Origin of the sequence: Nonlabens sp. YIK11, from assembly GCF_001413925.1 — a bacterium.
Lineage (GTDB): Bacteria > Bacteroidota > Bacteroidia > Flavobacteriales > Flavobacteriaceae > Nonlabens.
In genome coordinates, this window is record NZ_LBMJ01000001.1 from 27,058 (window position 1) to 40,543 (window position 13,486).

Genomic DNA, 13,486 nt, shown 5'->3' on the forward strand with positions numbered 1-13,486 from the left:
GCGCAAATTTTTTAATAAACGCAAAACCCTACTATCTAAAGAGCGAAGTTATTATATTGCGTGTCGATTTTCAAATCATAATTGTAAATGAAAAATTACTCTATAATTCATCTTTCCGCAATTGCAGTGTGCTCCATCCTTATGGTGAGCTGTGGTGGTGGTAACGATTACACTAACACATCAAGAGGTACTGGCTGGGATGTTACCGGCAAGAACGGTTTTGAACTTAAAACTAAATACAAAGACCAGGACGCAGCTCCAGGACTTGTGTTTGTTGAAGGTGGTACGTTTACCATGGGTCGCGTTAAGGATGACCCTATGCACGACTGGAACAATACACCCAACCAGCAACACGTGCAATCCTTCTATATTGACGAGACTGAGGTAACCAATGGTATGTACCTTGAAATGCTGGACTGGGTAAAAAGAGTTTTCCCACCAGAAGATGAGCAATATCGTGGCATCTATAATGGCGCTGTACCAGATACTCTTGTTTGGAGAAATCGTCTAGGGTACAACGAGGAAATGACCAAAAACTATTTACGTTTTCCATCTTATGCCAACTATCCTGTAGTAGGTGTATCCTGGATTCAAGCAGTAGAATTCTGTAACTGGAGAACAGACCGTGTTAACGAGAAAATATTAGTAGATCAAGGCTATGTTCCTAAAGACCAATTAGGAAAAGCTACAGCCACAGAACTTTTTAATACTGAAACCTACCTTAACGCTCCTACCTTAGTATATGGTGGGAATGATAGCATTACCCGTGGTGGAAAAAGATCTGAACAACTTGAAAAAACGAGAGGAAAACTTGCAGAGCGTCGCGATACAGACACTACAGGTCTTTATGTAAGAAGAGAAGATGGAATTCTTTTACCAGGAGCCTACCGTCTACCAACTGAGGCAGAATGGGAATATGCTGCTCTAGGCATGGGAAGCGTTAGAGAATACAATGCTTACCGTGGTAGAAAGAAATATCCATGGAACGGTCAATACACGCGTAGCGGTGACCGCAAAACAAGAGGTGACCATTTAGCTAACTTTAAGCAAGGTGATGGAGACTATGGTGGTATTGCAGGATGGAGTGATGACGGTGCAGACATCACAGCACCTATAAAATCCTATGAGCCTAATGACTTTGGAGTCTATGACATGGCAGGTAACGTGTCTGAATGGGTTGCAGACGTTTACCGTCCTATCGTTGATGATGAATTCAATGACTTTAACTACTACCGTGGTAACGTGTATACTAAAAACAGTATAGGTCCTGATGGTAAAGTTGAAGTAGTATCTGCAGACTCTATAGACTACGACACCTTGAGTAACGGTAAATTGATTGCTAGAACCATTCCTGGTGAGATTAAGCAAGTTGCTGTCGATGATGAAGAAACCTATTTGAGAACCAACTTTGACCGTAGCGACAACAGAAACTTCCGTGATGGTGACTCACAGTCTTCTAAATATTTTGGTACGGCAGATGAGCTTGATCCAGATCAAAGAATGTACGATTCACCGCAACACCGTGTAAGTGTGGATGCCGATGGTAACGTCATTAGAGAATACGACCAGGCCAACACTAGAAGCACACTTATTGATAATGAGGTGCGCGTGATCAAAGGTGGTTCATGGAGAGATCGTGAATATTGGTTGGATCCAGCTACACGTAGATTCTACCCACAAGACATGGCAAAGGATGATTTAGGATTCCGTTGTGCGATGTCACGTATAGGTTCTAAATCAAAAAAATCAAAGAGCCCACGTAATTAAGAATTGAAACGAATAAATTAAAAGCCGGATTCCGTTGGAATTCGGCTTTATTATTTAGATAAAATTCGTGTCAAGTTCTGTAATTTTATTTTATGCAAATAGAAGAATTATATAATCGCTTTCGCGAAAGCGAAGGTATTTCAACAGATACTAGAACACTTAAGAAAGGTGAGCTGTTCGTCGCACTGTCTGGTGATAATTTTGATGGAAATCGATACGTATCTACCGCTATTGAAAAAGGCGCACATCACATTATCTGCACCGATAAATCCCATGCGGACCATAAGAATGTCACGGTCGTAGAGAATGCCCTCAAGACCCTACAAGAGCTTGCCAACTATCATCGCAAGCAACTTAAAGCTCCCATCGTGGCTTTAACTGGAAGTAATGGTAAAACGACTACCAAAGAACTAATCGTTAGCGTTCTATCCCAACAATATAAGGTCAGTGCTACTAAAGGCAACCTAAATAATCATATTGGAGTTCCCTTGACTCTGTTGTCATTTGATGAATCTGCTGAGATAGGTGTGGTCGAGATGGGTGCCAACCATCTTAAAGAGATCAAGGCCTTGAGCGAGATTGCAGCACCTGATTATGGGTTGATAACGAACTTTGGTAAAGCACACTTAGAAGGGTTTGGCGGCATTGAAGGAGTCAAAAGAGGTAAAAGCGAGCTTTACGATTATATCGCTGGCAACAAGGGAAAAGTGATGGTAAGACAACAAGATGCAGAGCAACTCAAGAGAAGCGCTGATATCGACAGGCGCCTCGCTCCTATCTTTAGAATTCAATCCTCGCAGCCACTTAGCATCGTATGGGACGATCTGGAATTTCAAACCAATCTAACCGGCATCTATAACGTGGGCAATATGGAACTTGCCGCGGCCATAGGTCTTGAAATGAATATACCAAAAGAGAAAATCGTTACAGGCCTAAGCCTCTATACTCCTGAAAACAATAGGTCTCAAATAATCAAAAAGAACGGGCTGACGATCATTAAGGATGCATACAATGCAAACCCAACGAGCATGCGGGCTGCTCTAGAAAACCTATCGCAGCAGTCTGGACATAAAACAGCAATACTGGGCGATATGTTCGAGTTGGGTATATATGCTAGTGATGAGCATCAAAATATCGCAGACCTCGCTGACGAACTTAAAATAGACAGAGTCATCCTTATAGGCGAGAATTTCTATAAGACAAATGCAGGATCCCTTGAGAAATATGAGAACTTCAATACGTTTTCAAAGTCCTGGACTCCACTGGATTCTTCTTCTAACAAAGTGATTTTAATCAAAGGATCGCGTGGCATGGCACTAGAACGGGTTCTGGACCTGATATAGAGCGACTTGAAAAAACCTGAAATAAAATCGCTTATTTCCTTTTGTCAAAACATAATTTATGTAAATTTGCCACCGCTTTAAAAGCAAAAGGTACCTTAGCTCAGTTGGTAGAGCAATGGACTGAAAATCCATGTGTCCCTGGTTCGATTCCTGGAGGTACCACAGTAAACCCGATCGCGATGATTGGGTTTTTTGTTGAAAGACATTGGTCTTTTTAATAGTGGGATTAGCTCAGTTGGTTTAGAGCGCTACCTTGACAGGGTAGAGGTCACTGGTTCGAATCCAGTATTCCACACGATTCAAGTTGTATGATACTGGCAGTAGACATAGGAAATACGGCCATCAAACTAGCAGTAGTTGATGACGTTTCGGTTTACGATCTTATTCGCACGTCACAAGAGGAGTTTATCAACCATGTCAAATCCTTTTGTTCCAGTTATCCAGACCTTACCGATGCCTGTATTTGTCAAGTAGGTTCCATTGACATTAAACTTTTGGATAGTTTAGAGCGTCTACTGAATGTGACTTATATAACCAAAGACTCCAAACTACCTTTTTCCAACAACTATCAATCTGATAGCCTAGGGAATGACCGCATGGCGTTAGTTGCTGGAGCAGTAAAAAACAAAGGCCAGAATACGCTCATCATTGATGCAGGCACCTGCGTCACTTATGACTTTATTGATGATACCAACACCTATCATGGCGGTGCGATATCACCAGGATTGAGACTAAGATTTGAATCCTTGCATAATTTCACAAAAAACTTACCGTTACTACAACCAGAACCTAATCAACAGTTGATAGGCAACACGACCAGCACTTCCATTCAAAGTGGTGTGGTCAATGGTCTCACCTTTGAGATTAAGGGCATGGTCAAAAAATACAAAAAACAGCATCCAGATCTTAACGTAATTATAACCGGCGGTGATGCAGATCTGTTGGTAAAGCAAATGAAAAACCGTTTCTTTGCCACGCCTTTTTTGATGCTGTATGGCATCCATAACATTTACAAAATCAATTCATGATAAGAAGTATTTTAACCGTGATTTTCCTTCTGGCCCTAACGGGTAGCTGGGCGCAATCACGTACTTCCTCACCTTATTCCTTTTTTGGATTAGGTCAGCAGACGTTTAGAGGCACCATAGAGAATCGTAGCATGGCTGGCATACGCAGCTATTCTGACAGTATTCATATGAATCTTCAAAATCCGGCATCGTATAGCAAGCTTAGACTAACTACCTATGCCATAGGACTGGAGCATACAGAAACTTTTGCCCGTGCAGATGAAGGCGACGATCAATATGACGCCACTTCTATCGAGTACATCAGTATAGGTATACCAGTGAGTTCTAAAACGGCCTTTGGTTTTGGACTGGTACCTTTCCAATCGGTTGGATATAGAATTGGCGGGATCGAAGACGGCGTTTACACCAATTTTACTGGAGAAGGTTCTTTGAACCGCGCCTATTTCTCTTTGGGCCATGAATTGTTCAAAGGCCTGAGCATAGGTGGTGAATTTAGATACAACTTTGGTGAAGAAATAAACTCCTCAAGCATTTTTATAAATGGCGTAGAGTTGGGAACCAATGAAGAAAACGAAACCGATCTAAGCGGCATCTCCTTCAACCTTGCGCTTAATTATGATACTATCCTGGCTGATGGACACAGCTTCAACGCATCCGTCGTGTACCAGCCAGAAAGTGATATCACTGCTAGAAATGTGCGCAGGCTTAGCACATTTGTTCTGACCACAGATTTGAACGAGTCCATTAATAGAACCAGAGTTGGCGATGAGACCCGACAGGAACTTCAATTACCTAGCGAGGTAACTGTAGGTGTAGGTTATGGATTGCCGCGCAAATGGAATCTTGCGGCAGAATATTCATTGCGTGGCTCAAGTTCAAGCGCCGCTAGATCATTTGCTCCAGACAACAGTTCCTTTACAGATGCTTCCTCCTATCGTGTAGGTGGATATTATATCCCTAACTACAACAGTATCTCAAGCTATTGGGATAGAGTTGTTTATAGAGCTGGCGTACGCTATGAAGAGAATGGTCTTATCATCAACAATGAAGAGATCAATGAGTTTGGCATATCTTTTGGATTAGGATTACCCATAGGACGTGCAGGAGCTTTCTCAAACGCAAACATCGGGTTTGAATACGGACAGCGAGGCACCCAAAACGCAGGTTTAATCAAAGAAGACTTTTTTAGCTTATCCATCGGTTTATCATTTAATGACCGCTGGTTCCAGAAAAGAAGATACAATTAGAAACCAAAAAACAACAATTACCATAAAACCATTACTATGAAAAAGAAAAGCATCTTACTAGTAGCTATAGCTGTTTTCAGTTTCGCTTTCGCGAAAGCGCAAGAAGCAGACGACTGTACGGTAATGCTTCAAATATTTGCAGAAAACGCAAAGGCCAGAAGTTATGACGAGGCATACAAGCAACTAGCACCACTAGTAACCAATTGTCCAGATGCAAGTGCCGCCATATATCAATACGGTGAGCGCATCTATGAGCACAGACTTAGAAACAATATAGGAACCGAGAACGAAAACGCAGTTGGACTAATCGCCATGTTTGACGGGCAAATCAACCGATTTGCGGACAAGATCAACGTGAGTAAAAAGATGGTTGAAAAAGCTCGTGCGATGTACAAGTACAACATCGGTACACAAGATGAGGTATATGCTATTCTTGACAAAGAGTTTAGAGATAATCCTGAGGAATTCACAGATCCTAACGCGATGATCACTTACTTCAAACTGGCTGAAAATCGTTACAACGACCAGAAAATTGACCTACAAGGTTTCTTTGACATCTATGATGAATTGACGCTACAAATTGAGAATGTTCAAGATGAAAGAGGTATGATCCTTAACAATTATCTAGACAAAGAGGCTGCAGGGACGTTGACTGATGATGAGTTGAGCGACAAAGAGGCGCAAGAAACAAACATCAAAAACTATGGTATCGTTATGGGTAGTGTAAATGCTACCCTAGGTTCTCTAGCAGATTGTGATAAGTTGATCCCATTATATGAAGCAGAATTTGACAATAAAAAGAGCGATGAGAAATGGTTATCTAACGTATTGAGAAGACTTCAAGCAAAAGAATGTACTGATGCTCCTTTATATATCGCATCTGTAAAAGCGTTGCACGAGATCAAGCCGAGTGCAAATACGGCTTATGGTTTAGGAAACATTGCCAGTAGCCAAGCTGAGAAGTTCAAGTACTGGGATCAAGCGATTTCCTTAGGTGTAAGTAAAGACCTAGAGTCAAGAATCCACTACAAAAAAGGTGTAGCTTATAAAGATCAAGGTCAATACAGCAGTGCTAAAAGAGAATTTATTGCAGCAAATAATGCAAAACCATCTTTTGGTGCACCATTCTTGCAAATTGCTAACATGATCGCTAGCAGCGCTAATAGTTGTGGAAACACCATCTTTGAGAAGAGAGCTATCAACTGGGTTGCTGCAAGATATGCTAACAAAGCGGCAGCAGTAGATCCTTCTATTAAATCTAATGCGGCTCAAGCAGCAGCTAGTTATAATGGTAGAGCTCCACAAAAGCAGGATATCTTCATGGAGAACATGTCTGGAAAGACAATCACCTTTAGCTGTTGGGTTGGTGAATCTGTAAGAGTACCATAGGTGACAGCATTCAACAACATATTAAAATTCACGATCACGGCACTTGCCGTGATCTGTTTTTTAGCATGTACAGATAATCTGGAAGAAATTGCCAAAATGAATACGGTCTCTAATGAGCCCACTAACGAGGTAGAAAACCTATTACTCAAACATACCGATAGCGGTATGCTTAAAATCACGTTGTCCGGCAAACTTATGTTGGATTATTCTAATGATGAGTTTCCTTATACCGAGTTTCCAGAAGGTCTTCAAGTTGAAGTCTATGACACTAAGAAATCACCGGCTGAAAAAACGACCATTACCTCAGACTATGGTGTGATCTATAATGATACCGACCTTGTGGATCTTATAGGTAATGTGACCATTGTCACGTCTGATGGGAATACTTTTTATGGGGACCAGCTATATTGGGATCAAAAGTCAAAGTGGATTTTTACCAATGAGCCCTTCAATACAGATTTAAAAAATAGTAGCAAGACTTCTGGAGATATTATCGATTCCAACGAGAAACTGACTCAGGCACTCGTGCGCAACGCCAGAGACCAATACTACGTAAAACCTATCAATGAGTAAATTCTTCAAATATTTTGAGTACGCCTATTTATTCTTTGCCGTGCTGTTTATAGCGACCGGTATTTATGAATATGGTGACACACCGCAACGTTCCTACTTGATGTTTGGAATGGCTGGTCTAGCCGTGTTTATGTTTTTCTTCAAACGACGTTTTCGTCGTAGATTTGAAGATCGCAACAAACAGTAATGCTCGAACAGATACTTCTTATCATAAGCATGCTCATTTTGAGCGCGTTCTTTTCTGGGATGGAGATCGCTTATGTTTCTTCCAATAAAATCCACATTGAACTTGAAAAACGACAGCAGGATTTTATAGGTCGTGTACTGCGCAATTTGACCGTGCAACCTTCTAAGTTTATCATCACCATGCTCATAGGTAACAGTGTGGCTCTGGTTATTTATGGTTTTGCCATGGGTGATTTATTGACGGTACAACTGTCAACTTGGTATCCGGCACTTGTAAATAATGCTTTCCAGTTGTTATTGATTCAAACGGTGATTTCTACCTTGGTCATTCTATTGACGGCAGAGTTTTTACCTAAGGTGTTCTTTCAAATCTATGCCAACGAATTGCTTAAGTTCTTTGCGATTCCAGCCTATCTTTTTTATCTGCTTTTTTGGGGTGTTTCTTGGTTTTGTATCCAGCTATCAGACTTTGTATTGAAAACCTTTTTCAAATCCAAAGGCGATGAGGTTCAACTCTCGTTTTCCAAACTAGAGCTAGGGAACTACATCACAGAACAGATGGAAAGTGCCCAAGAACAAGAAGATGTAGATACAGAGATTCAAATATTTCAGAACGCACTAGACTTCGGTGGTCTTAAGGCCCGCGAGGTAATGGTTCCACGTACTGAGATGATTTCGGTTCAAGAGACATCAGACATTAAAGAATTAAGCAAAAAGTTTGTCTCCACTGGCCTGAGCAAGATATTGACACACGTAGATACCATTGACGATATAAGTGGTTATGTGCATAGTTTTGACCTTTTCAAATCGCCAGCATCCATTATAGATGTGCGTCGCGATGTGATCAATGTGCCAGAAACCATGCTGGTCAAAGACGTCTTGAACCTCTTGATCAAACGCCATAAAAGCATTGCTATCGTTCTGGATGAATATGGTGGTACTTCAGGACTTATCACGGTTGAGGATATTGTAGAAGAACTCTTTGGAGAGATTGAAGACGAGCACGATTCTGACCAGCTTATCGAGAGCCAGTTGAGCGATACCTGCTTCAAATTGAGCGCCAGACTTGAGGTGGACTATGTGAACGAACGCTTCAAACTGGACCTACCAGAAAGTGAGCAATACGAGACCATAGGCGGCCTCATCGTCCATGAAACCGAAAATATCCCAGCCGAATTAGAAGAGGTCATCGTCGATCAATATTCCTTCAAAATTCTAGAGAAGTCCAACAACAAAATCGACCTGGTAGAACTCAACATTATCCCAGAAGAGTAGATCGCAAGAGCTATTTTTTAGTTCCACATTTTTAGAATTGTCTTAGAGTTTAAAATGAGTTCGCTTTCGCGAAAGCGTACCCTTCACACCTACCACAATAACAAGTAATTAGCGATCCTTTTAAAACAGGACTTTTAAAGAAGTTACGGCTTCCATAATTGGGTGGAAAACGTTATTTTCGCCACCGTTTAAATTTAAAATACAGAGCATGGCCATTTTAGGTAAAATCAGGTCTCAAGGATTGATCCTGATCATCATTATTGCACTAGCGCTTTTTGCCTTTATCATAGGTGATTTGATACGTCAGGGAAGTTTTACAAGTGAGGATCAAAACGTCATAGGTTATGTGGGCGATACAGAGCTGGATCGTCAACAATTTACCAGACAGGTAGAAGCTACCATGAACCAACGTTCTGGAATGTCTACCATCCAAGCCGTTAATGGTGTATGGGACCAGCAGGTACGCGACGCTGTTTTGAAACAGCAAGTCGAGGATGCCGGTATCCAAGTCACTGATGAAGAGGTTTCCAACTACATGAAGGCTGCCTATGCTAGATTCCCGCAATTTCAAGATGAAAACGGACAGTTCTCTGACGCTTTATTTGCACAATATGTGAATCAAGCCGCAACGCAAAACCCAGAAGGATGGGCACAGGATCTTGCCAGTGCAGAGAATCAAGTGCGCCAGCAAAAGTTGTTTACATTACTTAAAAGTGGTGTAATAGGTACAAGAACTGATGGTGAGTTTGCCTATAGACTGGAAAACGATAAGCGTGACTTTCAATATGTCAACATCCCTTATTCTACCATTTCAGACTCTGCCGTAGAGATTACAAAATCAGACATTAAAGATTACATCAAGAAGCACGAGAAGCAGTTTCAAGCAGATGCCCAACGTGATATTGAATACGTACTTTTTGAAGACAAAGCCTCTACTGAGGATATTGCTGCGATTAACAAAGAATTGAATGCTTTGATCAACGGCAAAGAAAACCAGTACAATGAGCAAACTAAAAAAACAGAAACCGTTGCGGGATTGAGAGACACTAACAATGTGGAGCTTTTCATCAACGCTAATTCTGATTTACCTTACTCTAACAGATACACCATGGTTTCTAGCTTGACACCAGCCCAACGTGAACTTAACAATGTGAATGTAGGCGAAATCTACGGTCCTTACAACGATGGTGAGTATGCTAAAATCTCTAAAGTTGAAGACAGAAAAACCATCAACGACAGCGTTAAGAACAGACATATCCTAGTTCCTTTTGCTGGAGCTTCTAGAGCTGGATCTGACGTAACCCGTGACAAGGCGGCTGCAAAGAAAATGGCAGACAGCATTCTTGCGACCATAGGTCAAAGTAAAGACAACTACGACGAGAAATATGAGTACTATCAAGAAAATGAACCGCAAATCTTAGCGCAAGATTTAGGTTGGGTGGTTTACTCTGGTAACGCAGCGCAATTCGCTCCAGGTTACACAAAATTCCTATACGACAACAATGAAGGTACAGTTGGTGTTGCAGAAAGTTCTTTTGGCTACCATATCATCAGAATTGATGAGACCGCTGGCGCTGGAGAAGCTATCAAACTTGCTACCGTTGCTAAAAAAGTAAACGCATCAAAAGCAACCAGCAAATCCTTGTACACTAAAACCCAAAAATTCCAACAAGCAGCAGAGAAAGGAAATTTTGAGGCGCTTGCCAAGGAATATGAAGTGACTGCTACGCCTGTTAGAAACTTAAAGTCGCTTGACGAGAGTCTTCCTGCTTTAGGCCGTAACCGTGACATCGTGAAATGGTCATTTAACAATGAGCGTGAAGTGGGCGATGTAGAGCGTTTTGAAACTCCTAGAGGTTATGTAGTAGCTCGATTGACTCGCATAGGTGAAGAAGGTCTTATGAGTGTAGAAGAAGCTAGTCCAACGGTAACTCCTATTTTGAGAAACAAGAAAAAAGCGGAGATGATCATGGTTAAAATCAAGTCTACCGATCTTAACACCATCGCTACCAACCAGAAGCAACAAGTTAGTACTGCAAATGCAGTGAACCGCAAGTCACCAGTTCTTGCAGGTGTTGGTCAAGAGCCTAAAGTAGTAGGAACTGCTTTTGGCCTTAAAGAAGGTCAAACTTCTGGACCTATTGCAGGTGAGAAAGGTGTTTTTGTCATCAAACTTACTGGCATTGACAACGCTCCAGATCTAGACAACTATACCAGTGATGCTAGAACAGTAGCACAGCGTACGGCTAATCAATCCACTTCTGCCTTAGTGGAGGCTTTGAAAAAAGCTACAGATATTGAGGATAAGAGAGCAGTCTTCTATTAATAGAAAACTCAGTTCCATAAAAAAGCCTTTACGATTCACGTAAAGGCTTTTTTAATTTAAACCAGATCGATTTTTAAGAATCCAATACCACTTCTTTCCAGCGATACATCGTTTGATATCCTTTTTCCTGAAAATATTTCATAGCTTCTTCATCTCCAGTGACTAGAACAAAATCGCCGCCCCAACCGCCTAGGGATTTGATGGCTCCTTTATAGTCTGGAAACAACCGTAGTTTTACTGGCTCTACTCCTATCAGTTCACCAATGATTTGTTCGTGTTTCTCAATTACCTCTTGAAAGGCCTCTAGATCGTCTTCGGTTTCTAAGAACTTTTTGGGCATTTCATTCAACCGTTCTCTATTCTCATCGGTGAGATGTTGTGGATCAAAGCTGGCAATAGAATCGCGGCTGTTTTGCTTTTGATTGAGATAGATAAAATATAATTGATCCTTGAACGATGGCTCGTAGCTAATGGGAACTTCTTGTGGCTGTCCATCATTATAATTATACACTACTGGAGAATTTGCTTGGGCACATGCAATATCATAGCCGCTACCACCAAAACATTCAAACTGCAAGGCATAAGCATCACAACCCAACCATTGCGCGACCATAGAAATTAACGTGGAGCTTGTTCCCATTCCAGACTGATAATCAAAATCCAATCGAGTCACTGCGTCAAATCCTTGATCAAAATTGGTAGCCTCTATTAGTTTTAAAGCAGTACGTAATATTTGTACCAGTTTTTTGGTGACTTCCTTATCACCTTTGAATCTTACATCAGTCAGCTGACTTATCAGGAAACTATCTTCATACCATATTGAACCGTCTGCATTGTAGCTGGTCCATGTAATAAGCTCGTCTGTTCGTGGATCAATCTCCAATCGCTGATCCAACTTTAGAGGTATGGCTAGTGCGTCCACATTGTCCAGTACAGCATACTCTCCAGTAAGCAAAAACTTACCGTGAGCAGAAAAAGATGCTTTCTTGACAAGAAACAAAGAGGCTTCGGGATTCATTATCGCAACTTTTGTAGGGTTTCCTTCAATGCAGTAAAGCTAGGCGTCTTGTCTGCAAACTCCTTTCTTAAGACCCTTTTCTCTTCATCTGTTGCTCCTATCTGCTCCAGCATATTGGTTAGGTGCATTTTCATGTGACCGGACTGGATGCCGGTCGTTACCAAGGAGTGCAAAGCGGCAAAGTTTTGTGCAAGACCACATACTGCCGTGATGGACATCAATTCTTGCGCATCAGGTTGCTCCATAATCTGCAGCGACAACTTTGCTAGTGGATGTAAAGAGGTTAAACCACCTACGGTTCCCAACGCTAGCGGGAAATCTGCTTCAAAAGTGAATGTTCCATCTTCTACTCGAGCTGCGGTAAGACTGCGATATTGACCACTACGAGCAGCATAGGCATGAACGCCAGCTTCCACGGCTCTAAAATCATTACCGGTAGCAAGAACCACGGCATCAATCCCATTCATGATTCCTTTATTATGGGTGACCGCGCGATAAGGTTCTACCGTTGCGATCTCCACTGCTTCCACAAATTTGCGGGCAAATTCTTCACCTGTAACACCGTTTATCGTGCCTATATCTTCCACAGGACATGAAACCTTGACGTTCACCACGCATTCTGGGACGTAGTTACTCAAAATGGACATGATCACTTCTGGTTGGGCGATGGAGAAACCTTGAAAATCGGCAGCTTTTTGTTTGAAGGTTGTTGCCAGTTGCTCCAGGACTGTATTGATGAAGTTGGCGCCCATCGCATCGCGTGTGTCAAAGGTCGCATGCAGTTGGTAGTAACCTCTTAATGCTTCCGTTTTATCTACCAATCGCAATTCTTGCAAGCCGCCACCTCGAGATTTCATGCTGGCGTTGATAAGCTCTATAGATTGTAGTAAGTCCGCTTTCGCGAAAGCGTAAAATGCTTCCATCTCACTGCGCAATCCATTATATTTGATATGCACTTGCCCAGATTTTGTGGTGCCCTTGATGGTCGTTTTAAAGCCATCGCGATCCAACCAGAATTTGGCCGCTTTACTTGCTGCAGCCACAACACTACTTTCTTCAATGACCATAGGGATGGTCTTGAGCTGGCCGTTGATCAGAAAATTGGGTGCCAGACCCATGGGCAAATAGTAATTGGTAATCGTATTCTCGCTAAAACCGTCGTGCAGTTCCTGCAACTTCTCATGGGTGTTCCAGTATTGTAAAATTGTTTCTCGAGCGGTGGCATCGTTGTCAAGATGGTTGGAAATCAACCAGTCTACTTTATCAGATTTGGAGAGTTTGGAAAAACCTTGAATGGGTTGGTTCATAAATGGCGTTTAAATATGTAAATATAC

11 protein-coding genes and 2 tRNA genes are annotated in these 13,486 nt (G+C 41.8%); 11 read left to right on the top strand and 2 right to left on the bottom strand.

Translation table 11 applies throughout. The features are described from left to right. Positions 1-87 precede the first annotated feature (87 nt). The 11 genes from gldJ to AAU57_RS00165 all read left to right on the top strand — a co-directional run bounded on the left by gldJ (position 88) and on the right by AAU57_RS00165 (position 11,134). Positions 88-1,767 (top strand): gliding motility lipoprotein GldJ, encoded by a 1,680-nt coding sequence (gene gldJ, locus AAU57_RS00115; protein ID WP_055410983.1) that lies wholly within the window; start codon positions 88-90, stop codon positions 1,765-1,767. A 92-nt stretch (positions 1,768-1,859) separates the two neighbouring features. Beyond that, positions 1,860-3,110, top strand: coding sequence for a UDP-N-acetylmuramoyl-tripeptide--D-alanyl-D-alanine ligase (locus tag AAU57_RS00120; protein ID WP_055410984.1), 1,251 nt, complete (start codon positions 1,860-1,862; stop codon positions 3,108-3,110). Between the two features lie 89 nt (positions 3,111-3,199). After that, positions 3,200-3,272, top strand: a tRNA-Phe gene (locus tag AAU57_RS00125). A gap of 58 nt (positions 3,273-3,330) precedes the next feature. Then, positions 3,331-3,405 (top strand) — tRNA-Val (locus AAU57_RS00130). Between the two features lie 13 nt (positions 3,406-3,418). After that, positions 3,419-4,138: a type III pantothenate kinase gene (locus AAU57_RS00135; RefSeq protein ID WP_055410985.1), complete on the top strand. Its 720-nt coding sequence runs from the start codon at positions 3,419-3,421 to the stop codon at positions 4,136-4,138. Continuing rightward, a complete protein-coding gene (locus AAU57_RS00140) occupies positions 4,135-5,385 on the top strand; it encodes a hypothetical protein (protein WP_055410986.1) in 1,251 nt (416 codons plus the stop codon). The genes AAU57_RS00135 and AAU57_RS00140 overlap by 4 nt, the downstream gene beginning before the upstream one ends. A gap of 36 nt (positions 5,386-5,421) precedes the next feature. Beyond that, positions 5,422-6,774 carry a hypothetical protein gene (locus AAU57_RS00145; RefSeq protein ID WP_055410987.1) on the top strand — a complete coding sequence of 451 codons (1,353 nt, stop codon included), beginning with the start codon at positions 5,422-5,424 and terminating at the stop codon, positions 6,772-6,774. Then, on the top strand, positions 6,775-7,347 hold the full coding sequence (lptC, locus tag AAU57_RS00150) for an LPS export ABC transporter periplasmic protein LptC (RefSeq protein WP_055410988.1): 573 nt from the start codon (positions 6,775-6,777) through the stop codon (positions 7,345-7,347). Continuing rightward, the gene (locus AAU57_RS00155) at positions 7,340-7,534 is read left to right on the top strand and encodes a hypothetical protein (RefSeq protein WP_055410989.1); all 195 of its coding nucleotides are present in this window, start codon (positions 7,340-7,342) and stop codon (positions 7,532-7,534) included. Before lptC ends, AAU57_RS00155 begins: the two co-directional genes overlap by 8 nt. Further along, positions 7,534-8,808: a hemolysin family protein gene (locus AAU57_RS00160; RefSeq protein ID WP_055410990.1), complete on the top strand. Its 1,275-nt coding sequence runs from the start codon at positions 7,534-7,536 to the stop codon at positions 8,806-8,808. The genes AAU57_RS00155 and AAU57_RS00160 overlap by 1 nt, the downstream gene beginning before the upstream one ends. A gap of 208 nt (positions 8,809-9,016) precedes the next feature. Continuing rightward, complete coding sequence (locus AAU57_RS00165) at positions 9,017-11,134, top strand: SurA N-terminal domain-containing protein (RefSeq protein WP_055410991.1); 2,118 nt, start codon at positions 9,017-9,019, stop codon at positions 11,132-11,134. Positions 11,135-11,207: 73 nt separating this feature from the next. Here the strand turns inward: AAU57_RS00165 and AAU57_RS00170 are convergent, their stop codons facing one another. Both AAU57_RS00170 and AAU57_RS00175 read right to left on the bottom strand, forming a co-directional pair. Beyond that, positions 11,208-12,152: a GYDIA family GHMP kinase gene (locus AAU57_RS00170; RefSeq protein WP_055410992.1), complete on the bottom strand. Its 945-nt coding sequence runs from the start codon at positions 12,150-12,152 to the stop codon at positions 11,208-11,210. Then, positions 12,152-13,459, bottom strand: coding sequence for a hydroxymethylglutaryl-CoA reductase, degradative (locus AAU57_RS00175; RefSeq protein ID WP_055410993.1), 1,308 nt, complete (start codon positions 13,457-13,459; stop codon positions 12,152-12,154). Before AAU57_RS00175 ends, AAU57_RS00170 begins: the two co-directional genes overlap by 1 nt. Positions 13,460-13,486: the final 27 nt, after the last annotated feature.